Genomic DNA, 24510 nt, shown 5'->3' with positions numbered 1-24510 from the left:
AGCCCCGCTTTTATTCAATTTTAGGGATATTCTACTACTTTATTTCTGATGTCCGATTTTTACAGGTGTTGGCCAGATTTCTTGGGTATCTTCTATTTTAAACTTTTTTATGCTGGATCCGAATGGCATTTAAAATCGCCAGAAGAGCTACCCCTACATCAGCAATGACTGCTTCCCATAGTGTTGCAACGCCTCCGGCGCCCAGGATCAAAACAATGATTTTTATTCCCATCGCCAGGATGACATTCTGCCAGACAATACTTCGGGTTATTTTGCCAATTTTTATGGCCGACAAAATCTTGTGTGGCTCATCGTTTTGGATCACAACATCAGCAGTTTCAATGGTCGCATCAGCTCCCAGTCCGCCCATAGCAATGCCAACATGTGCTAAGGCAACTACAGGGGCGTCGTTTACGCCATCGCCGGCAAAGGCAACGCGGCGTCCTTGGTCAATCAGCTGCTGTACATGGCTCACTTTATCCTCAGGAAGGAGATCGCCATAGGCTTTGTCGAGTCCAAGTTCTTTGGCGACTTCATCTACCACCGCTGTTTTATCTCCAGATAACATGACGGTATACAAACCTTGAGCATGCATGGTTTGGATCACTGCCCTGGCATCTGGTTTAATTCGATCCGCAACAGTAATGTAACCCGCATATTGACCTTCGATGGCGAGTAATACAATGGAGTAGGCCATTTGCCTTAGCTCTGCCGGATAGCTGATATTGAATTTGTCCAGTAATTTGCTGTTGCCCGCGAGTGTGGGCTTTCCGTTAACAGTGGCGAAAAGTCCGTGGCCTGCTATTTCCTGGATTTTCTCAGCTTGCAATGCGGCACTGCCGGAATGATAACTGGCGATCGCCTTCGCAATGGGGTGTGTTGAATGTGCCTCAATAGCTTTCGCATAGTTCAGTAATTCCGCTGGATCTCCATTGACGGCAAAAACTTCCGTTACCTCAAATACACCGGCTGTAAGCGTGCCCGTTTTATCCATGACAACGGTATCGACTGAAGTGATGGCATCGAGGAAGTTCCCGCCCTTAAATAATATACCATTTCGGGAAGCTAAGCCTATACCGCCAAAATAACCCAGGGGAATGGAAACGACCAGGGCGCAGGGGCAGCTGATCACCAGAAAGACTAAACTCCGGTAGAACCAGTCCTTAAAATTATAGTCATGAACAAAAAATAGGGGTAAAATAAGAACTAAAAGTGCAAGGCCGAAAATAATAGGAACATATATCTTAGCAAATCTGGCGATAAACAATTGTGTTTTGGATTTACGTGCAGTGGCGTCCTGAACCATTTCCAGAATTTTGCTCAATTTGCTATCTTCAAATACGCTGGATACCTCGATTTGAACAACTGTTTCCAAGTTGATCATTCCTGCAAAGACAGCATCACCGGAATATTTTGTATCGGGTTTACTCTCTCCACTCAAAGCAGCAGTGTTAAATGCGGCTCTTTCCGTTTTCAATGTACCATCCAGAGCCACTTTTTCTCCAGCTTTTACAAGGATAATTTCGCCAATTGTGACGGTTTTTGGATTTACCTGCTGCTGTTGCCCATTTCGTATGACCGTTACTGCGTCAGGGCGGATATCTAATAAGGATTTGATTGATTTCTTGGCATTGTCGACGGCAGTATCCTGAAACCATTCTCCGATTTGATAGAACACCATTACCGCGACGCCCTCTTCAAATTCTCCAATAGCGAAAGCGCCCAATGTTGCAACGGTCATCAAAAAAAATTCATTAAAAATATCGCCACGGCTTGCCTTGCGCAATGCCATTTGAATAACGGGGATTCCCGCGAGAAGATAGGCGATGCTATTTAAGGTCAAGTTGATGCCAAAGGGAAGGCTGATCTTAAAAGCATATTTCAATAGGAGTAAAGTAAGTAGAATGACAAGAGCCATGAGGAGTTTTCGTTGGGTAATCCACCAAGGACGCTCCTGTGTTGGAAGGCCGTGCTCCTGTGTGTCATGGCTATGCTCGTGGTTGTGTTCGCACATATATCAGCGGTTCTTTTAAAGAATTAAATTTAGCGAATTCTGCTGTAAAAAGCGAGGGGAATGAGGATGAACTCACCCATAAGGGCAATTATTTTAGACGATTATTTAAAGGAATTGGAACAGCAAACAAGCTGTTTTTCAAACGACAGATGCTGTCCGTAAGGGAAGCTGATGTCAGCAAGGAAGGGGGACAATCGCTGAGCAATGAAAAGGCGTCCACATGTATTGATGCGGACGCCTGCTATTTTATTGAATGTATTTTTAATCTTTCGAAGTACTGCCAATAATCATTTCCAATATGGCAACGACAATGGCAAACAGCGCTGCGGTCCAAAATCCATGTACATCAAATTTGGATCCAAGTAGTGAATCGGTCAACAAGACCATTAATACGGTAATAATAAAGGAAACTAGACCAAGGGTAAGCCAATTCAATGGGAACGTAAATAACCTTAAAATCGATCCCACAGTCGCGTTGACAAATCCAATGACAAGTCCCGTAACGATAGCCCAACCGAAACCAGCAACTTCAGCACCAGGAACAACCCAGCAAGCAATTGCGACTACCAGACCAGTAAGTAAAAGACTAATAATAAATTTCATAATATGTGCTAATTTATAAAGAGTAAATAAAGTAATAATATAATAATTGTCGTACAAACCCGATGCCAAACTTTGTTTAGATTATCGCATTTAAATCTTTGGGATGGATGGATGGATGGATGGATGGACCGTTAACTGGTATTAGTAAGCGGGGGCTGTTTGATAAATAGCAATACTGTAATAAAAAATATTGACCTATTCCTTTAAGCAATAATCATATTATATTGTTCTGGTTTATGGCAGATCATCCGATATACTAGGTTGTCAAAAATATTCCCTTTCATAAAACTTCTGTTGAATCGATAGGTATATTCATTAATATATTCCTGTAGATCTCCAACGTGATGGTACATTCCTCTCAACCAGCTTTTAAAGGTCATGATAACCCTGTGTAGTTCTGGGAAGTTCTCACCTTTCTTACCAGATTTGACACGCTCCATATTTTCGAAATCTTTCAATATCGGCTTATAACCTGTCCATTTGTCGGTGGTCACCTTAGCCTGTGGCTCTATGTTTTGCTTCATGAAGCTACCTAAGTTGATCGCATCGGCTTTGTCTATCACCTTGGCGTAAAAGCGCGAAACTCCGTTGCCTTTCTTTTCTATAGCAACCACCACAAGCTTCTTCTTTCCTTTTTTACGTCCTTTGGAATTTTCATCCTGACCGCCAACAAATGTTTCGTCAACTTCCACAACTCCACGCAAAGGAAATTTACCGCTGCTCTCCATCGCTTTCATCACTTTGCGTTTGAATAACCATGCTACTTTTTGCTTGATCCCTAACTTCCTGCCAAGCTCGGTACTGGCAATACCCTTTTTGTTTGTACTTATGAAGTATACTGCGTAAAAGGCTTTAACTAAAGGAAACTTAACCTTATGGAATAGGGTGCCTGCTGTAGGAGATTCCAAATAACGGCAGCGATTGCACTGACGGTCATGCTCTTTTATTCCCTTGCAAAAACTCCCGTAACCACATTTCTTACATTTGTAACCATCTTGCCATTTCAAAGCCGATAAATAAGCTAAACAATCAGCATCACTGCTAAATTGCGACTGAAAATCGAACAAACTCAACTCTTTTTCTTTATTGCCTACCATACCTAAATTTAATCACCTAAAGATAAGAAAACTAAATTATTTAGCAAAAGGATAGGTCAAAAAAAATATATGCAAGCATAGTAAATATTTTGTATATTTATTCAGAAGCTATGCATGCTATAGCCGTATGGTCATCAACGATTATGCGTGTCATATATGACGGTTGCCGATGGTGGAAAAGAATTGAAAGACGTACTTAAGTCATTTAAACAGGTGATAGTCATTTAAACAAGCGGTCGGATCACCAATAGCAGGGAAAATTGAAAGAATTAAGTTCATAAAATAATAGACCCATGAAGAAAATTATGATGTCATTCATAATGCTGCTGACTACAGTAGCATTATTTGCGCAAACAGATCCCATCATCGGAAAGTGGGAAAACCCAAGCGGCGAAGGCCGCGTTGAAATTTACAAGAAAGGCGATAAGTTTTTTGGTAAGCTCTATTGGCTGAAATTTCCAAATAATGAAGCCGGTCAGCCCAAGAAAGATATAAAAAATCCAGATAAAGCACTGCAGAGTAGAAATGTACAAGGGCTAGAAATCTTGACCAATTTTGATAAAGATGGCAATACGTATGTTGACGGAAAGATCTATGATCCGAAGTCGGGCAAAACGTATAGCTGCAAGATGACCTTAAAAGGCGATAAGCTTGATATCAGGGGCTATGTTGGTGTGAGCTTGCTTGGACGCACCGAGACATGGAAAAGAATTAATTAAGATAGAAAATGGCTGCAAAATCAAAATAATCCGCTTGCATGGATAGGTCAGATCCCACCAAAAAGGCAATTTATTTCTAGGAAGTAAATTGCCTTTTTGGTTTTGTGCTGGAATTACAGTATTTTCATCCCTACAAATTATAAATACCAGCTCTATGGCCGTAAAAATGTCTTATGTTGAAAATGTCAAGCTTGCACTACAGTCCATTGTAGGGAATAAGCTGCGGACATTTTTAACAGCACTGATCATTGCCATAGGGATGATGGCATTAATAGGGGTATTGACCTCGATTGATGCCATGAAAAACTCGCTGACAGATTCCTTTTCGTCGATGGGATCCAATTCCTTCAACATACGCAACAGGGGCTTGAATGTTCGGATCGGTAATGAAGGGACTCGCTCAAAAGTCTTTGCTAATATTACCTACGCACAGTCTGCAAGATTCAGACAGGATTTTCACTTTAATGCGTTGACATCAATCAGTGCCAATGTAAGTTGGAATACGACCGCAAAATATCAATCCAAAAAGACAAACCCCAATATCGGCCTGATCGGGACAGATGAAAATTATCTGCAGACATCAGGGTATGTTGTCAGCGAAGGCCGTAATTTTTCTACGCGGGAGGTTGAAACAGGTAGTGGCGTGATCATCATCGGTAGTGAAGTGAGTAAAATGCTATTCAACGAAATTATTGATCCCATAGGACAGTTTATTACGGTTAACAATATCCGCTATTTGGTGATAGGAGTCTTAAAAAGTAAAGGTTCCTCTGCCGGGATGGGCGGGGACAGAGCCTGCTTTATTCCCCTGATCAAGGCCAGGGCAGTGATGCAGGGTACCGAGCCTTCCTATGTGATCACTGTTTCTTCCAATGACCCCATGCGATTGGAAGCCGCAATCGGCGAAGCTACAATCGTATTTCGGAATATTCGCGGATTGGCATCACGGCAGTCAAATGATTTTGAAATCACCAAATCCGATGCGGTTGCCCAGATGCTGATGCAAAATATGGCTATGGTTACTTTGGGTGCAGTGGTGATCGCTTTTATAACCCTTGTGGGAGCCTCAATCGGATTGATGAATATTATGCTGGTTTCGGTTACCGAACGTACCCGAGAGATTGGTATTCGTAAGGCAATCGGTGCAACACCGAGTGTTATACGTAAACAATTTCTGATGGAAGCCATTGTGATCTGTATGATTGGAGGGGTCGCCGGGATCTTTATTGGTATCCTGATTGGTAATATTCTGGCGCTGCAGCTCGGCACATCTTTTATTATACCTTGGGGAGCGATTATTTTGGGTTTCGCGGTGTGTGGACTCGTCGGTATGCTATCGGGCTATTACCCGGCCTCAAAAGCATCTAAACTAGATCCCGTCGATGCGCTTCGTTACGAGTAATTCACATTGGCCCCCCTATCGCTCTATTTTTATATTCACCCTGCTTACAGGACGAAGATGTCTAGGGCTTGTCGCCCAGTTGGTCGCGATCAAAGCAAGAGGAAAAGTGCCCTTTTCTCGCAAGGTAAAGCAACTTATTCCAATGAAAACCATCAATAGCATTGCGAAAAAATTATGCTATTGATCGCTTCATTAGCCATTGAAAAACACATTATCTCAATGAAAAACTGTAATATTGTATAAAAAAATAAAATCGAATTATGTACAATACATTACAACCAGTTTTAGAAAAGGAATTGGAAGCAATCAAAGAAGCGGGATTGTATAAACAAGAGCGTGTAATCGTTACGCCTCAAGGAGCAGACATCAAAGTGAGTACAGGACAAGAAGTTGTCAATTTTTGTGCGAACAATTATTTGGGTCTGTCTTCGCACCCAAAAGTAATCGAAGCTGCTAAGAAAGCGATTGATACACATGGTTATGGAATGTCTTCCGTACGTTTCATCTGTGGAACCCAAGATGTGCATAAAGAATTAGAAGCAAAAATTTCTACGTTCCTCGGAACAGAAGATACTATTTTATATGCGGCAGCATTCGACGCGAATGGTGGTGTGTTTGAACCCTTATTTGGTGCTGAAGATGCCATCATTTCTGACGAATTGAATCACGCCTCTATCATTGACGGTGTTCGTTTGTGTAAAGCACAACGTTTCCGTTATAAAAATGCAGATATGGCTGATTTGGAAGCACAATTGCAGGCTGCATCTGGTGCTCGGCATAAAATCATTGTTACAGATGGCGCATTTTCGATGGATGGATCTGTAGCTCCATTGGATCAGATCTGTGATCTTGCGGATAAATATCAGGCGCTCGTGATGATCGATGAATCGCATTGTACAGGATTTATCGGTGCAACTGGACGTGGTACGCACGAGCTTTTCAATGTAATTGATCGTGTAGATATCATTACAGGTACGTTGGGTAAGGCGCTAGGTGGTGCTTCCGGTGGTTTTACTTCTGGTAAAAAAGAGATCATCGATTTGTTACGTCAGCGTTCACGTCCTTATTTATTTTCGAATACCCTAGCACCCGCAATTGCAGGAGCTTCTGTTGCGGTCTTGGACATGCTGAGTGAGACAACTGCATTGCGTGATAAACTGGAATCCAATACGATCTACTTCCGTGAAAAAATGACGGCTGCTGGATTTGATATCAAGCCAGGTTTCCATCCAATCGTGCCTGTGATGCTGTATGACGCGAAATTAGCGCAGGAGTTCGCAGCCAAGATGTTGGACGAGGGAATTTATGTGATCGGTTTTTACTATCCCGTTGTACCTCAGGGGAAAGCCCGTATCCGTGTGCAGATTTCGGCAGGACACGAAGTTGCTCACCTGGATAAAGCAATCGCCGCCTTTACCAAAGTAGGTAAAGAATTAGGTGTAATTAAATAAAATACACATAGTTATAAATTTTATGGTGCAAAATGTTTATCTTTGCACCCTAAAATTTTATAAAAATATTCTTGCTCAATGCAAAACATTAGAAACATTGCGATCATCGCTCACGTCGACCACGGTAAAACTACGCTTGTAGACAAAATTTTATATTTTACCAATCAATTCAGAGAAAATGAAAATGCTGGTGAATTAATCCTAGACAATAATGATTTAGAGCGTGAACGCGGGATCACTATTGTATCTAAGAACGTATCAGTAACATATAAAGGTGTTAAAATCAACATCATCGATACACCAGGTCACGCCGATTTCGGTGGTGAGGTTGAACGTGTATTGAAGATGGCCGATGGTGTAGTACTATTGGTAGATGCTTTTGAAGGCCCAATGCCTCAAACACGTTTCGTTACAGGTAAAGCGCTAGGTTTAGGTATCAAACCTATCGTTGTTGTCAATAAAGTCGATAAAGAAAACTGTCGCCCTGATGAAGTGTACGAACATGTTTTTGACTTATTCTTCAACTTAGGAGCTACTGAAGAACAATTGGACTTCCCAGTATTGTACGGTTCTTCAAAACAAGGATGGATGTCTACCGATTGGAAAAATCGTACTGAAGACTTCACCGACTTATTGGAAGCTATCATCAAATATATCCCTGCACCAGAAGTATCTGAAGGTACTTTACAAATGCAGGTAACATCGTTGGATTACTCAACTTTCGTTGGACGTATCGCTATCGGTCGTGTTGCGCGTGGTACAATCAAAGAAAACCAACCTGTTTCTTTGGTGAAACGCGACGGAAAAGTTGTAAAATCACGTGTAAAAGAACTACAGGTATTTGAAGGCCTTGGCCGCATCAAAGTGCCTGAAGTAAGTGCCGGTGATATCTGTGCTGTAGTAGGTATCGAAGGTTTCGATATCGGTGATACAATCGCAGATTTCGAAAATCCAGAGCAATTGGAAGTTATCAGCATTGATGAACCAACAATGAACATGTTGTTCACGATCAATAACTCTCCTTTCTTCGGTAAAGAAGGTAAATTGGTAACATCACGTAACATCTACGATCGTTTACAAAAAGAGTTGGAGAAAAACTTAGCACTACGTGTCGTTCCTACAGAGTCTCCAGATGCTTGGTTGGTATACGGACGTGGTATCCTTCACTTGTCGGTATTGATCGAAACAATGCGTCGTGAAGGTTATGAATTGCAAGTAGGCCAGCCACAAGTTATCATCAAAGAAATCGATGGTCAAAAATGTGAGCCAATCGAAGAGCTTGTTGTTGATGTACCTTCTGATGTCTCAGGAAAAGTAATTGAGTTGGTTACACAACGTAAAGGTGAGTTGTTGATTATGGAAGCTAGAGGAGATATGCAACATCTTGAGTTCTCTATCCCTTCTCGTGGTATTATCGGTTTACGTAACAACGTGTTGACAGCAACAGCGGGTGAAGCTGTTATGGCACACCGTTTGAAAGGTTACGAGCCTTGGAAAGGTACAATTCCTGGTCGTTTGGCAGGTGTATTGATCTCTTTGGATACGGGTTCAACAACTGCGTACTCCATTGATAAATTACAAGACCGTGGTCGTTTCTTCGTAGATCCAGGTGTGGATGTATACGAAGGACAAATTTTAGGTGAACACATCCGTGATAATGATTTAACGATCAATGTTACTAAAGGAAAACAGTTGACAAATATGCGTGCTTCTGGTTCTGATGATAACACACGCATTGCACCGGCAATCAAATTCTCGTTGGAAGAATGTATGGAGTATATTCAAGCTGACGAGTATATTGAGGTGACACCACAATCAATGCGTCTACGTAAAATCTATTTGACTGAAAACGAGCGTAAAGTTAACGCAAAGAAATTCCAATAGTCAATAGCGAAACGCGATAAAAGAAAAGCCCCCGAACATTGTTCGAGGGCTTTTTTTGATGATTTAAATCCTCCCCTTGGCAGTGCCTTAGGGAGATATCACGTTTTTTTGTTCTTTCCTCCCCGGTACAGTAAGTATCATCCGGCAGAAAACCGAATTGCTTTTTAATTCAAAGGAATATAATCAGCCAAGAATACGTAACTTTGTGTGAGATAAGGATTATTATGAGTAAACAGGTGGAGCACACTCCAAAAGAATATATTCAGATAAAGGGCGCAAGAGTTAATAACTTAAAGAATATTGACGTTGATATCCCTAAAAATAAATTAGTTGTTATCACTGGAATGTCGGGCTCAGGAAAATCCTCCTTAGCTTTTGATACGCTCTATGCCGAAGGACAGCGACGTTATGTCGAAAGTCTTTCTTCGTACGCAAGACAATTTATGGGACGGATGAATAAACCGGAGGTGGATTACATCAAAGGTATCGCCCCTGCAATTGCCATTGAGCAACGTGTCATTACGTCCAACCCCCGTTCGACGGTGGGGACATCCACTGAGATCTATGATTATCTGAAATTGTTGTATGCCCGGATCGGCAAGACAATTTCTCCTATATCAGGTCGCGAGGTGACCAAAGACAGTGTGAGTTCAGTGGTGGATTTTGCCTTGAATTTGGGAGAGGGGACAACGGTGACACTTCTCGCGCCACTTATTCCTGCTCATGGACGTAAACTTAAGGAAGAACTGTCGCTCCTGTTACAGAAAGGTTTTGTGCGTGTCGTCTTTGGGGATAGCATGCAGAAAATCGAAGCTATTATCGATGATAAGGCCGTCGCCAATAAAGACCTTCAGGATGGTGAAGTGCTTATTGTCGTCGACCGGGTCCGTATTGAACAGGACGATGATACCGTCAATCGACTTTCTGACTCTGTCCAAACAGGTTTTTTCGAAGGTAAGGGTGAGCTCTATATGGAAGAAAATGGTCAAAGACATCATTTCTCCCATAAATTTGAACTTGATGGAATAACATTTGAAGAACCTACACCAAATTTCTTCAGTTTTAATAACCCCTATGGTGCCTGTCGTCGATGTGAAGGCTATGGAAAGATCATTGGTATTGACCCTGATCTTGTTATTCCAGACAAGAGCCGATCGGTTTACGATGGCGCGATTGCACCTTGGCGAGGAGAGAAAATGGGCGAGTGGCTACAGAGACTTGTCAAAAGTTCACTGAAATTTGATTTTCCGATACATCGTGCATACATGGACCTGACTGCGGCGCAGAAAGAGCTACTGTGGACGGGAAATCAATATTTTGAAGGCCTTACCCAGTTCTTCGAAGAACTTGAAGCCCAAACCTATAAAATTCAATATCGTGTGATGTTATCGCGCTACCGTGGGAAGACAGATTGCCCGGATTGCCGCGGTACCCGATTGCGAAAAGATGCTACCTACGTGAAAGTAGGGGGCAAGTCTATCACCGATATCGTATTGATGCCACTTGAAGAAGCCTTGGAGTTTTTTAAAACCCTACCGCTGGTGGGTAATGAACTGGTCATTGCCAAAAGACTTCTTGCTGAAATTAATAATAGATTGCAATTTTTGTGCGATGTTGGATTAAGTTACCTGACCTTGAACCGGCTATCGAATACCCTTTCTGGAGGGGAATCACAGCGGATCAATCTGGCAACTTCATTAGGAAGTTCACTCGTAGGATCTATTTATGTGTTGGACGAGCCAAGTATTGGACTTCATCCACGTGATACACAGCGTCTGATTTCTGTGCTGAAATCCCTGCGCGATGTTGGTAATACGGTTGTGGTGGTCGAGCATGAGCAGGAGATGATGGAGGCGGCTGATTACCTGATCGATATCGGACCGGAAGCCGGGATCAATGGCGGCGAAATGGTCTTCGCAGGTACATATCAGCAGATTCTGAAAGATACAAAGAGCCTTACGGGGCAATACCTCAGTGGTAAAAGCCAGATTGAGGTACCCCAAAAACGCCGCTCATGGTCCAATAGTGTGACCATTAAAGGAGCGCATGAGAATAACCTCAAAGGGATTGATGTACAATTTCCATTGAATACGTTTACTGTGGTGACAGGTGTTTCAGGGTCAGGTAAGACCTCCTTGGTCAAACGTATCCTTTACCCAGCATTGCAGAAGTCGATAGGCAATTACTCTGGTGAACAGACTGGGGTCTATGATGCGATCGAGGGGGATATTACCCATATAGAACAAGTTGAAATGGTCGATCAAAACCCGATCGGTCGTTCTTCGCGATCCAACCCGGTGACTTACGTGAAAGCCTGGGATGAAATCAGGGCCTTATATGCCAACCAGGCAGCAGCCAAAGCTGCTGGACTGAAACCTGCGGCATTTTCATTTAATGTTGAAGGTGGACGTTGTGATGTCTGTCAGGGTGAAGGTGAAGTTAAAATTGAAATGCAATTTATGGCCGATATCGTTTTGCCATGTGAGGCCTGTGGGGGCAAGCGATTTAAACAGTTTGTGCTTGATGTACACTATAAGAACAAGTCGGTAGCAGATGTCCTCGAGCTGAGTGTTGATGAAGCGATCGTATTCTTTGCAGACCAGCCTAAAATATTAGCGAAATTGCAGCCTTTACAGGACGTTGGACTAGGCTACGTTAAGCTCGGGCAATCGTCAAGTACATTGTCTGGCGGTGAAGCACAGCGGATTAAACTCGCCTCCTTCCTCATTAAGGGAAATAATAGCAAGAAGACACTTTTTATCTTTGATGAGCCAACAACAGGCTTACACTTTCAGGATATTAAAAAGCTACTGAAATCATTTGATGCACTGATTGCCTTAGGGAACAGTATATTAGTGATCGAGCACAATATGGATATGATCAAATCGGCAGATTGGGTCATCGATATTGGTCCTGAGGGCGGCAATAAAGGTGGAAAGCTCGTCTTTGCGGGACTTCCTGAAGAACTTATTCATTGTAAAGATTCTTATACAGGTCAATTTTTAAAGACACATTTAAAAGATTAAATCCTACTTTAGCGAAGTGAAGTAATCTGTCTCAGGGCAACGGAGCTGCCAATAAGTTCCGTTTATTGTTCCTTTTGTTAAGGTCTGATAGAATACTATACAGTAAATAAAAAACTAATATTTCAATACTTAATACGATTATGATTAAAAGATTTTTTTTAAGTGTCGTCCTTGGAATAGCGGCGCTTTCGTCCATGGCGCAGCAACCGGAAAGACCAAAATTGGTTGTCGGCCTGATGGTGGATCAAATGCGTTGGGATTATTTATATCGTTTTGCAGATCGATATGGAAATGATGGTTTCAAACGACTTTTGAAAGAAGGATTCTCCTGTGAAAATACATTGATTAATTATATTCCCACATACACCGCTATTGGACACAGTTCGGTCTATACAGGATCCGTTCCTTCCATACATGGTATTGCGGGCAATGACTGGATTGAAGAACAGACGGGTAAAAATATGTACTGTACGCAGGACGATAATGTCGTTGGTGTAGGTACTACAGCCAAGGAGGGACAGCAGTCTCCACGTAATTTACTTGCATCGACCGTAACGGACCAATTGAAGCTCGCTTCTAACTTTAAATCCAAAGTGATCGGTATCGCGATCAAAGACCGCGGCGGTATTCTACCGGCGGGGCATTTTGCCGATGCAGCGTATTGGTTCGAAGCTAAATCAGGCGATTGGATCACCTCTAATTTCTACATGGATAATCTGCCAAAATGGGTGGTAGACTTCAACAAGAAAAAATTGGCTGAGAAATACCTGAAAGGCGACTGGAAGCCCATGTATGATATTAGTACCTATGCTGCCAACAGCATTGCAGATGATAATATTTACGAAGGTAAATACCCTGGCGAAGAAAAACCGACTTTGCCGCGCGCAACTTCTAAGCTAATGAAAGACGAAGGCTATGAGCTGATCAAAACCACACCAATGGGAAATCAGTTTACGTTGGACCTGGCAATGGAAGCAATCAAAAATGAGCAGATGGGAAATAACCCAACTAAAAATACCGACTTCCTTTGTGTGAGCCTTTCTGCAACAGACTACGTTGGACACCGTTACTCATTGACAGCAGTGGAGATTGAAGATATCTATCTGCAGCTCGATAAACAGCTTGCCGATTTCTTCAACTACCTCGATAAGACCGTGGGCAAGGGTAACTACACGTTCTTCCTGACAGCAGATCATGGCGCTTCTTATAACTCTCGTTTCTTTATGGATATGAAAGGAAACGGTGGTTATTTCTATTCCCGTCAGATTATCACAGGACTTAACAAAACCCTTAAAGAGAAATTTGGACAAGAGAAGCTTGTTAAAAGCATGATGAACTACCAGGTGCACTTAAATAATCAATTGATTGATTCGTTGAACTTGGATCGTGATAAAATAAAAGAGACCATCATTCGTGAACTTCGCCATACAGAAGGTGTCGCGTATGTTGCTGATATGGAAAAAGGGGAAAGTCTGATGATCCCGGCGCCTATTCGCGAAAAAATGATCAACGGTTACAACTTTAAACGTAGTGGTGCTATTCAGATCGTTTGTGAGCCACAATGGTATGACGGCACGCCGCGCTCGACCGGGACAACACATGGTACCTGGTCTGGCTATGACTCCCATATTCCTTTGGTATTTATGGGTTGGGGAATTAAACCGGGTGTATCTAATACAGAAGTACATATTGTGGATATTGCACCGACAATTTCTTCGCTCTTGCACATTACAGAGCCCAATGGTAGCATCGGAAAACCGATCACGGCGGTATTGGGGCAATAAGGAAACTGTTGCTGCATGCGTGAAATCATGAAGGTTTTATTCTATTGAATAAAAAACGTAAATTTGCAATTCAACAGGGGGTTAACAAATTATGCTGTCCAAAAAGACAAAATATGCAATAAAGGCACTGATGGTGCTTGGTCGTAATTACGGTAATGAGCCGATGCAAATCGTGAAGATTGCGCAGGAGGAGAATATTCCAAAAAAATTCTTGGAACAAATTCTACTTGAAATGCGAAATGCCGGAATTCTGTATAGCAAAAAAGGTGCTGGAGGTGGTTATAGCCTCAATAAGGCTCCCGAAGATGTTTTTTTATCGCAGGTGATGCGCCTAATTGATGGCCCCATAGCCTTGCTACCCTGCGTGAGCTTGAACTTCTACCGCTCCTGCGAAGAGTGCACACAAGAGCATGCCTGTGGCATACGCGATACTTTTGTCGAGGTGAGAAATGCCATGTTGCAGATTTTAAATGATACAAGTATTGCCCATTTAATCAATAAGGAAAAAGAATTGAACCTAAATGTAGATTAAAGGAAATAAAATATATTTTTCTATTTAGATTGGAGGCGTAACAAATAAGTTACGCCTCTTTTTTTATGCGGTAAAGTTATTGGTATAAAGTGAATTACCGTATTTTGTTTGAGGGGTGTAAGCTTAATTTATTAATTATATAATTATTTAACATTATTTTACGAATTTTCCGTAGCAACATTTATATATTTACCTCGACAATATATAAACGAAATTTTATGAAACTAACCTATTCCCTAGTTTTGTTTCTTTTATTATCCGTCCTGAGTTCCAAGTCCTATGCACAACATAAACTTGTGGGATCGGTGGCAGATATCAAAGATCTTGCAAAACTACATCAAGCTTCAATCGCGCTGCTCAGCCCCAAAGATTCGATTTTGGTTAAATTCGGTCGGACGAAAGAAAATGGAACATTCCAAATTGCCAATCTCGACACCGGTACCTATAAAATGGTGGTTTCCTATCCACAGTATGCTGACTTGGTAAAGGATATCCATGTGGCTGCCCAAGACTTAGATATCGGTATTGTAAAGCTATCCAAGGCAGCTCTACTGCTGGAAGAGGTTCAGGTAAATGGTAAAATTCCGGTGGTGATCAAAGGCGATACGATAGAATATGATGCAGGTAGTTTTAAAGTAGAGAAGGATGCTAAAGTGGAAGACCTGCTAAAGGTATTACCGGGTATTACAATGGATGGATCAGGCAAGATCATCGCGCAGGGGAAGGAAGTGAAAAAGGTGTTGCTTGATGGTGAAGAGTTTTTTGGCGATGACCCAACGCTAATCACTAAGAATATTCGGTCAGATATGGTCAGCAAAGTACAGGTCTATGAAAAGAAATCGGATCTTGCCGTACGTACAGGAGTAGATGATGGCGAACGAACGCAGACAATTGATATTAAGCTCAAAGAAGACAAGAAAAAAGGAATGTTCGGCCAGGCTGTTGCGGGAGCTGGCACAGATAAATATTATGGCGGAAAAGTCATGCTCAATAAGTTTAAGGGATCGCAGAAAATTGCAGCTTATGGCATTCTCGCCAATGATGGAATGGTCGGATTAGGATTTGAAGATAGCCAAAAATATGGTGTGGGCGGAAGTAGCAATGTGCAGATGATGGACGGTGGTGGCATTATGATTTCCGGTGGTGATGGTTCTGATGGGGGATGGGATGGTAAATACTATGGTGGCGGCGTGCCCAAAGCAATAAATATGGGGGCTAGCTATTCCGACAAATCCAAAGATGATAAGCATAAGATCAATGTCAACTTCAAACGGAATCAGATCAATGTCAATAATACAAGTACCTATAATGCGCAGAACAATCTTCCTGAACGTGCGCAGGTCGATAATAATGTGACAGCATCTGAAACCGAAACACAGGCCAATATCGCGAATTTAAGGTATGACTATAAGCTTGATTCGCTCGCAGACTTGACTGTCACTATGGGCTTTACCAAATCTAGCCGCGACAATTTATCCAATTCCGAAGCAGACCAGCGTAAATTGGATGGCACATTGATTACACGGACTTCGTCCAAGACAGATTTAAATAACGATCAGGATAAGTTTAATGTCAATGCGATGCTTACACGTCGTTTTAAAAAGGACCGCCGCTCCATTACTTTCAATGTCAATGCGAATACAGATCAAAATCGTAACAAGACACAGTATTTTTCGGAAAATTTCTTCCAAAGTTCCGGAGATACAACCTTGATCGATCAATATAAAAATGATAAGTTGGCCAACAATACGTATGGTGCTTCAGTAACCTATTCGGAGCCTTTGTCTAAAAGGTTGACTGCTGCAATAGGTTATGCATTCAATCAAAATAAATCGGAGACACTCAATCAGTCATTTGATAGAGATCCGGTTACAGGAAAATATACGGTATTGGACCAAGACCTGCTCAACGATTTTGATTTTAACAGTTTAAAAAATGGTGTCAACGCCTCCTTGAACTACAAGTCCAACACATTAACTGTAAATTTGAGTAATCGGGTTGATTTTGAGCAGGTCAAGAGAACCTATAACAACCTGAATACAATACTACAGCGGAACCAGACTTCTGTTGCTCCAGTCCTTTCCGTCAACTACAAAATCTCGAAAAGCAAAAATGTGAGCTTCCGATACAGCGGCCGCACGAGCCAGCCATCGTTGACGCAAATAGAGCCGTTGAAACAAAATGCCCAGCCACTCGTCGAGTATTTGGACAATCCAGATCTGGAAGCGGGCTTTAACAACTCCTATTCAATTAATTTCAACAACTACAAGCAGTTAAAGGACCAGAGTATTTATTTTTATGTCAGTGCAGATCAAGGAAAGAAAAGTATCAACAATAGCGTACGCTATGATCTAGATAAAGGTACGCAGCAAATTTCCTACGTCAATATTGATAAAGACAATTGGCGTATGTATGGTGGTGGAGGATACAGTTTTGTATTGAAGAAAAAATGGGGATTAAAAATGAATCTTGGCATGAATGCGCAGTATAACAGCCAGTTTAGCTATTTATCCTCCTTCAATGAAGAGCCAAAGCTCAATAGAAATCAAACATGGAGTGTAGCACCAAGTATTGGTTTTAGCCGATATAAAGCAAACAAAATGGATTTTTACATCTCCATGAGTCCTGGTGCGGAGCAGATGAATTCCTATTTGCAGCCTGAGTTGAACCGGACGACTTTTAAATTCAGGACGTTCTCGGAGATTACCTATTATTTACCAAAAGACTTTAAAATTTCCCTGTCGACAAACCAGAATTATCAGGCCGCTACAAAAACGCTTGAATCCATTAATATCATTAATATGAATGGTTATCTTTCCAAGAAATTATTGAAAGATAAGTCCTTGGAGGTACAGGTATTTGTCAATGATATTTTGAACAAAAATAATGGAGTGTATCGTTATCAGAATGGAACTTCATTTATCCAGACCAGCAACGACGTATTGCGCCGGTATGGAATGCTAAAAGTAATCTACAATTTTACAACAATGAACCGTCCATGATTAAATTAACGATTTTGTTTTCAATGATTTCCATGAATTTAATCATGGTAAGCTCCATCTGGCCGATGGAAAAATTAAATTATTTACAGATGAAAGGAGATGCCAAATGAGTAAGTATATCAAGTTGATGGTTTGGGTATTATTGCTGTGTGCGGGTACAGCCCACGCACAACATGCTTATTTTCCGAGCAGCGGAACGGTCACCTATGAACGGAAGTTCCATGTGCAGAATTTCTTAAAGCGTAATTATCTCAGCAAGCCCGATTTAGATACCTGGGATAAGCTGATGGTCGACAATGCCGTGAAAAATGGGCCCGCTGAGGTGGTGACCCACCATATTTTGAAATTTTACGATAATGAAACCCTGTTTGAAACGGTGCAGGAAGATTATCCCGCAAATTATCGTAATGTGACTTACTATAATTCTATTCTTCCCGATTCAAAAACCTATATTAATTTCCAGAATCAGGAATTCTTAAAATTGCTCCCCTTTGGAGATGATCAGCTCTTGCTGAAAGATTCATTGCCTACTGTAAAATGGAAGTATACCGATGAATACCGCAATATTGCCGGATATGATTGTCGGAGAGCCAATGGAATTATTCAAGATTCGGTCTATGTGGTTGCGTTCTTTGCGGGGCAAATACCCATCTCCGGTGGTCCTGAACTTATACACGGACTCCCGGGCTTAGTGATGGGGATATCCATCCCAAGTATGAATGTCAATATGTTTGCCACAAAGGTGGAGATTACCAATACGCCAGTTTCAAATGTGCTGACCAAAAAGAAAAAAGTTGTTGCGGAATCCAGAACAGAGATCATAAAAAAACTGAAAGATACCGTCTATGATTATATGGATGAGAAGGCGTTTAAGAAACGGTTGCAGAGTATACTCTTTTAGGGGATAATCTTATACCGTTCTTGTCCCGTCGAGATGATAAAAAAGCCTGTTCGTTTGAACAGGCTTTTTGTATAAATGGAGGTAGGTCTTATATTAACGTACCGTACTTCCGACTTTAATTGCTGTATCTGGTTTGACAAAATCCAATCGACCATCAGCGTCTTCGGCCATAAGGATCATTCCCTGTGACATAATTCCTTTTATTTCACGAGGTTCAAGATTGACTAAGATGGATACCTGACGGCCTACGATCTCCTCAGGACTGAAGAACTCTGCGATACCCGAAACGACCGTGCGGGTATCTAAGCCGGTGTCTATCGTCAATTTTAACAACTTCTTGGTTTTGGCAACTTTTTCAGCGGCTGCAATGGTTCCGACACGGATATCCATTTTAACAAAATCATCGAAGCTAATATTTTCTTTTGCAGGAGCAACCTTGGCATTATCGGCTAGGTTTTTCGCTTTTGCTTCAGCAAGTTTGTTTAACTGGAAGTCGACTTGTTCATCGGTTATTTTGTCGAATAACAATTGCACTTCACCCAATTGGTGTCCAGCTTGGATCAGTGCATCCGAACCTGCGTCGTTCCAGTTCCCTTGTGGGAAATTAAGCATTTCAAATAATTTGATCGCTGTTTTTGGTAAAAACGGTTGTGCAAGAACGGCAAGATTGGCAACGATTTGAGCCGCTACATTTAGGATTGTTTTGACACGCTCCTCATCTGTTTTAATGATTTTCCATGGTTCCTCATCGGCAAGATATTTGTTGCCTAGACGCGCTACATTCATAAATTCTGCCAATGCCTCACGGAAGCGAAATTGCTCCAAAGACGATTTGATCGAAGTAGGGTATGTTTTTAATTCATCCAGTACCGCTTGGTCTACAGCTGTTAGTGGCGAACCTTTCAATACCTTGCCATCAAAATATTTGTGGGAAAGTACCAAGACACGGTTGACAAAGTTTCCAAAAATAGCAACGAGCTCATTGTTGATCCGAGCTTGGAAATCTTTCCAGGTAAACTCGGCATCCGAAGTTTCCGGTAATATGGCTGTCAATACATAGCGCAATTCATCCTGCTTATCCGGGAATTCCTGTAGGTATTCATGTAACCAAACCGCATGGTTTCTGGACGTGGACAGCTTATCGCCCTCCAGGTTAAGGAATTCGTTGGCGGGAATATTTTCTGGTAAAATATAGTCGCCGTGTGCATGAAGAATCGCTGGGAAAATAATACAGTGGAAAACAATATTATCTTTTCCAATAAAATGGATCAGCGTAGAATCGTCTGCTGGGTTTTCATGGGTTTTCCAATAGTCTTCCCAGTTTTTACCATGGTCTAAAGCCCACTGTTTTGTTGCTGAGATATACCCGATAGGTGCATCTAACCAAACATATAGTTTTTTACCCGCTGCTTCAGCCAAAGGTACATCGACGCCCCAATCCAGATCTCTTGTCATTGAACGCGGCTGTAAACCGGATTTAAGCCAAGATTGACATTGGCCAAAAACGTTGGACTTCAGGATATTTTTCTTTCCTTCGATCAGCCATTTTTCAAGCCAAGGCTGGTATTTATCCAAAGGTAGATACCAATGTTTCGTTTCTTTCAAAACTGGCGTTTTTCCGCTCAATGTTGAAATTGGGTTGATCAGATCTGTTGGGCTAAGTGATGTCCCACACTTTTCACATTGGTCACCATAGGCGCCTTCGGACTTACAATTTGGACAAGTTCCCGTAATGTAACGATCGGCCAAAAACTGATGGTATTCCTCATCGTAGTACTGCTCCGAAAATTTCTCCACAAATTCGCCTTTGTTGTAAAGGTTCAAGAAGAAATCCTGCGATAACTGGTGATGTATGGGCTCCGACGTACGGTGATATATATCGAAAGAGATACCAAACTCCTCAAAGCTTTCTTTGATTTGTTTATTGTATTTGTCAATGATTTGTTGCGGGGTGATGCCCTCTTTTTTTGCACGGATGGTAATCGCCGCACCATGCTCATCTGAACCACATACATAGACTACATCTTTTTGATTCAGACGCAAATAGCGGACAAAAATATCCCCTGGGATATAAGCTCCGGCAAGGTGTCCAATATGTAAAGGACCATTGGCATAAGGTAATGCCGATGTGATGGTATAACGTTTTTTATCTAGAATACTCAATGCTTGAAAGTATATTAAAGTGTGTACTTGTTTTCTTTGGCAAACTTAGATAAATTGCTGTTTATATGCAATATAAATGCATGTCATATCGAACAATTTATTCTTGAATTCTTGTTTTGGCTCATTTCTACGATTATTTCAACTTGATTAAAATGCGCTTCCATTTAACAGCTTGTTATCGTAGAAATATTATTCAACATAGCGGTAGAAAACTTAGATAAATTTACGTTTATTTGTACATATAAGCACCATATATCAAGTATATTTCTAATCGGACTTTGCAATGTAGCGGTCCTTTTTTTTGAAAGTGTTTGATGTTATTGGCCAGAAAGATTCTTCAGTTCGCTTGCATAGCTGTTGCTGTCTTCGAAGCCATGAAGGTTTTGTTTGATCATTAGCGATAAAAAAGATGTCCAAAATACCTGATTTTCTGAAAGAAGGCGATAAAGTAGCTATCGTTTGTCCTGCGAGTTTTATACGAGGCTCTATTGATGTTGGCATAAAAACATTGGAGAACTGGGGGCTGGAGGTTGTGGTTGGGAAGACTGTTGGGACATCGTTCCATCAGTTTGCCGGAGATGACAATTTACGCGCTGCCGATCTGCAGTGGGCACTGGATGATCCGTCGATTAAAGCGGTTTTTGCCGCGCGCGGAGGTTACGGTTGTGTTCGTATTGTCGATCAGATAGATTTTTCGAGCTTTGAAAAAGATCCCAAATGGTTGGTGGGTTTTAGCGATATTACCGTGTTGCATAGTCATATTCAACGGAACTATAAAATTGCAACAATACATGGACAGATGCCAAAGTCTTTTGAAACGGGCACAAAAGCATCGTTGGAAACGTTAAAAAATGCATTGTTTGGCCATAATATGGATTTTGCCTACGAGCAAACGTTATTCCCCAATCGTGCGGGTAAAGGCGAAGGAAAATTGGTCGGCGGAAATTTAGCAATCTTACTATCTGTACTTGCTTCCAATTCGGATGTCAATTACAAGAATAAAGTTTTATTTATAGAGGATGTAGGTGAAGCCTATTATTCCGTAGACAGAATGCTAAGGGCATTGAAGCGCGCGGGGAAATTAAAAAAATTGAATGGTCTAATTGTGGGGGGCTTTTCTGCGATGAAAGACAATGATCCTGCTTTTGGGCAGCGTGTGGAGGAAATTGTGTGGGATATAGTGAAAGAATATGATTTTCCGGTAGCATTTGGCTACCCTGCCGGGCATATTGATGATAATCACGCCCTGGTATTTGGGCGAAAAGTAAAATTGCAGACTACAGCTGATTCTGTTCAGTTAACCTATTTGTAGGGGAAGCTGAACAGAATCTCGTTGTTTTATTTATTGATTATACCGTTTATTGATTATCCCGAATGTACAGGGATGACCATCATGGCAGCCTGACTCTTCCAGGCCATCTTTTGCGCAATGCTCGTATTGAAAATTCGACTTAATAAGCCCTTGTCCCGATGGAAAGTGACCATCATGTCGATATGATTTTCGTTGATGTATTGGTTGATCCCTGCAGCAATGTCTGCGTTGAGGATATAACTATAGATGGGATGATAAGGAGCAAGTAAATCCTGCATGGTTTTTATTTCGGCATTTACCGCCTTATTTGCAGGATCTTCTTTAGTCACATGGACGACATAGACCTCACTTTTCCGTAATACTTCGGACGCATTAACCAAAAGACGGTTTAATTTTAGTTTGACCTCTTTGAGGTTGGTGGCGATTAACATTTTTTTGGGTACCCGAAATTCTGCCCGTGCGGGGACCACCAGTAATGGTGTGTGACAATTTTCGATCAGCTTGAGGGTATTGCTTCCAAGAAGCAGTTTCTTTAGGCCGCTTTTGCCTGCAGTTCCGACGATAACAAGGTCAATGTCCTCCTCAGCACAGGTACGGTTTACGCCATAGCTCAGTTCATATTCCTCAAGAACTGATTTCCAGGCAATGCCCTCAGGGAAAAGCAACATCAGTTCCTGTTGCCAGGTATTGAGATCCTTTTGTTTTTCTTCCAAGATTTCTGCATTGCTGATGACAACAGGTTCAGTACCTACGGTAGGGATTACTTCGTATGTGTGGTATAGGACAACCTTTTCAATGCCCCAAAGTGGAGCTAATTGTGCGGCATATCGAGCAGCAGCATAGGCATTGTCCGAAAAGTCTGTTAACAAGAGTAGGTTTTTCATCCTTTAGTTATTTGTTGATCCATAATCCGTGGCTAAGGTCTTTTACGCTGTCTTAGCTGTTCCAAAGCATTATAATCGGGTCTATCGTCATCAAATTACGCATTAAGTATTATAAATGCAATAGCTTTATTTATTATGGTGAGTACGGTGAGCTGTTCAATTTAAATAATTTCATTAATTTAGGGAGATCGGTAATTCAAGTTTTAATAAATTAAACGTTTTTTATGGCAATTTGGAATTCATTGGGTAAATATAGGGATACGGGACTTTTGGTCTTGCGTGTTGGACTTGGGGTGATGATGATCATGCATGGTCTGCCCAAATTGCAGGGCGGTCCTGAGCTCTGGGCAGGTGTCGGAAAATCAATGGGTAATATTGGTATTCATTTTATGCCTACTTTTTGGGGCTTTATGGCAGCTGCTACCGAAACTGTTGGGGGCCTATTTTTACTACTGGGGCTCTTTTTCCGACCAGCGGCATTATTGCTTGCATTTACGATGGTCATCGCTGGATTAATGCATCTTTCTAAAGGAGATGGTATCGCTGGTGCATCACATGCGATTGAGCTTTGCTTTGTGTTTTTAGGACTTATCCTTATTGGGCCGGGTAAACATTCGGTTGACAAAAAATAAGAGATTTCTCGGCAAGAGATTTCCCGGAGGAAGAACTATACGACAAAAACGCCGCAATGTATTCTAAATTGCGGCGTTTTTGTCGTATAATTTGTTTCTATTGGACAACGAGTCCATCGCTGTGGATATGTACAAAGTACAGATTTCTACGATCTATCCATGGGAATAACCAGTAAGTTGGCCGCGCCATTCCAGGCTATTTTTTTAGAAATGCTTGTTTTGAATAGGCTCGCTAATAGTCCTTGCTTTTTATGGAATGAAAGTATGAGATCAATATGTTTCTCTTTGGCATATTCTTCAATACCTAGTGCAATATCATCATGGCTGATGTAGTCATAAATCGGATGATATTTGTCTAGGCGTTCATGGAGGTGCTTTAATTCCTGTGCCAAGTCTGCAGCTGAACCTTCTTTTTTAGCAACATTCAACACATACAATTGTGCATTGAACGTATCTAACACCTGATCTAAATTGAATAAATCCAGTTTTCTGTCTACCTCCTTCAGATCGGTTGTAGCCAACACATTTTTGGGGACGGCAGGATTTACCTTATGGGAAACGATAAGCATGGGCTTAATGCAGATGTCCATCAGTGTAATAGCATTACTTCCGACCAAGATCTTAGCAAAACCTGTTTGTCCGGTGATACCCAATGCGACAAGGTCAATGTCGTGCGATTTACACATGTCGTTGACTCCCAATGGCAGATCAACATCTTCCATCTGATGTGTAAGTTCCACTTGTGGGGGGAACAATAATCTAATTTGGTCAAACCATGCTGTCAGTTCTTTCTCTTTGGCCTCTTTTACCTCATCATTAACAATGACAATAGGTTCGTTATTGACAATGGTAACACTATTGTACGTATGGTAGATAATAACCTTTTGCGTTTTCCAGGCTTCTGTACATAGGGCTACTTGTTGTGCTGCCAGAAGAGCATTTTCTGAAAAGTCAGTTAACAGGAGGATACGTTTCATGATGTTCTTTTTTATACGTTTAACTTCTATAACCTGGTTGGTGCATCCTGTCCTGCAAAATCTTTAGCGTATGAGCTATGGGAATCATTCGGACTTCAAGCAGTACCGGTATATTACTAAAACAATG

General features: G+C 41.5%; 17 protein-coding genes. 11 read left to right on the top strand and 6 right to left on the bottom strand.

The annotated features are described in order from the left end of the window. Nucleotides 1-97: 97 nt before the first annotated feature. The 3 genes from AACH28_RS15140 to AACH28_RS15130 all read right to left on the bottom strand — a co-directional run bounded on the left by AACH28_RS15140 (nt 98) and on the right by AACH28_RS15130 (nt 3714). Nucleotides 98-2014 (bottom strand): heavy metal translocating P-type ATPase, encoded by a 1917-nt coding sequence (locus AACH28_RS15140; RefSeq protein ID WP_341830897.1) that lies wholly within the window; start codon nt 2012-2014, stop codon nt 98-100. 261 nt (nt 2015-2275) lie between these two features. After that, a complete protein-coding gene (locus AACH28_RS15135; protein ID WP_088159802.1) occupies nt 2276-2617 on the bottom strand; it encodes a phage holin family protein in 342 nt (113 codons plus the stop codon). A 203-nt stretch (nt 2618-2820) separates the two neighbouring features. Then, complete coding sequence (locus AACH28_RS15130) at nt 2821-3714, bottom strand: IS1595 family transposase (RefSeq protein WP_286736520.1); 894 nt, start codon at nt 3712-3714, stop codon at nt 2821-2823. A gap of 293 nt (nt 3715-4007) precedes the next feature. On the opposite strand from AACH28_RS15130, the gene AACH28_RS15125 reads away from it, so the two are divergent. From AACH28_RS15125 to AACH28_RS15085, 9 genes are all read left to right on the top strand, one after another. Further along, nucleotides 4008-4433, top strand: coding sequence for a DUF2147 domain-containing protein (locus AACH28_RS15125; protein WP_046673759.1), 426 nt, complete (start codon nt 4008-4010; stop codon nt 4431-4433). A gap of 154 nt (nt 4434-4587) precedes the next feature. Next, on the top strand, nt 4588-5835 hold the full coding sequence (locus tag AACH28_RS15120; protein WP_088159803.1) for an ABC transporter permease: 1248 nt from the start codon (nt 4588-4590) through the stop codon (nt 5833-5835). 260 nt (nt 5836-6095) lie between these two features. After that, nucleotides 6096-7286, top strand: a complete 1191-nt coding sequence (gene kbl / locus AACH28_RS15115) for a glycine C-acetyltransferase (RefSeq protein ID WP_075990514.1) — start codon at nt 6096-6098, stop codon at nt 7284-7286. A 78-nt stretch (nt 7287-7364) separates the two neighbouring features. Then, nucleotides 7365-9170: a translational GTPase TypA gene (typA, locus tag AACH28_RS15110; protein WP_341830896.1), complete on the top strand. Its 1806-nt coding sequence runs from the start codon at nt 7365-7367 to the stop codon at nt 9168-9170. Between the two features lie 224 nt (nt 9171-9394). After that, the gene (gene uvrA / locus AACH28_RS15105) at nt 9395-12196 is read left to right on the top strand and encodes an excinuclease ABC subunit UvrA (protein ID WP_341830895.1); all 2802 of its coding nucleotides are present in this window, start codon (nt 9395-9397) and stop codon (nt 12194-12196) included. A 140-nt stretch (nt 12197-12336) separates the two neighbouring features. Beyond that, a complete protein-coding gene (gene pafA, locus AACH28_RS15100) occupies nt 12337-13980 on the top strand; it encodes an alkaline phosphatase PafA (RefSeq protein ID WP_341830894.1) in 1644 nt (547 codons plus the stop codon). 91 nt (nt 13981-14071) lie between these two features. Next, nucleotides 14072-14512, top strand: coding sequence for an Rrf2 family transcriptional regulator (locus tag AACH28_RS15095; RefSeq protein ID WP_046673766.1), 441 nt, complete (start codon nt 14072-14074; stop codon nt 14510-14512). Nucleotides 14513-14730: 218 nt separating this feature from the next. Beyond that, the gene (locus AACH28_RS15090; RefSeq protein ID WP_341830893.1) at nt 14731-17514 is read left to right on the top strand and encodes an outer membrane beta-barrel protein; all 2784 of its coding nucleotides are present in this window, start codon (nt 14731-14733) and stop codon (nt 17512-17514) included. 106 nt (nt 17515-17620) lie between these two features. Continuing rightward, on the top strand, nt 17621-18415 hold the full coding sequence (locus tag AACH28_RS15085) for a GLPGLI family protein (protein WP_341830892.1): 795 nt from the start codon (nt 17621-17623) through the stop codon (nt 18413-18415). Nucleotides 18416-18508: 93 nt separating this feature from the next. Here the strand turns inward: AACH28_RS15085 and metG are convergent, their stop codons facing one another. Continuing rightward, complete coding sequence (gene metG, locus AACH28_RS15080; RefSeq protein ID WP_341830891.1) at nt 18509-20578, bottom strand: methionine--tRNA ligase; 2070 nt, start codon at nt 20576-20578, stop codon at nt 18509-18511. A gap of 409 nt (nt 20579-20987) precedes the next feature. Here metG and AACH28_RS15075 point away from each other — a divergent pair, with 409 nt between their 5' ends. Then, a complete protein-coding gene (locus AACH28_RS15075; RefSeq protein WP_313490676.1) occupies nt 20988-21890 on the top strand; it encodes an LD-carboxypeptidase in 903 nt (300 codons plus the stop codon). A 53-nt stretch (nt 21891-21943) separates the two neighbouring features. On the opposite strand, the gene AACH28_RS15070 is transcribed toward AACH28_RS15075, so the two are convergent. After that, nucleotides 21944-22774, bottom strand: coding sequence for a universal stress protein (locus tag AACH28_RS15070; protein ID WP_341830890.1), 831 nt, complete (start codon nt 22772-22774; stop codon nt 21944-21946). A 224-nt stretch (nt 22775-22998) separates the two neighbouring features. On the opposite strand from AACH28_RS15070, the gene AACH28_RS15065 reads away from it, so the two are divergent. Then, nucleotides 22999-23406, top strand: coding sequence for a DoxX family protein (locus tag AACH28_RS15065; protein WP_112375279.1), 408 nt, complete (start codon nt 22999-23001; stop codon nt 23404-23406). A gap of 146 nt (nt 23407-23552) precedes the next feature. On the opposite strand, the gene AACH28_RS15060 is transcribed toward AACH28_RS15065, so the two are convergent. Continuing rightward, nucleotides 23553-24383 carry a universal stress protein gene (locus AACH28_RS15060; protein WP_341830889.1) on the bottom strand — a complete coding sequence of 277 codons (831 nt, stop codon included), beginning with the start codon at nt 24381-24383 and terminating at the stop codon, nt 23553-23555. Nucleotides 24384-24510 lie beyond the last annotated feature (127 nt).

It is taken from the genome of Sphingobacterium thalpophilum (genome assembly GCF_038396785.1).
Taxonomy (GTDB): domain Bacteria; phylum Bacteroidota; class Bacteroidia; order Sphingobacteriales; family Sphingobacteriaceae; genus Sphingobacterium; species Sphingobacterium thalpophilum_A.
Note: the sequence above shows the minus strand (reverse complement) of the source record. Positions and strands in the feature narration are given on the sequence as shown.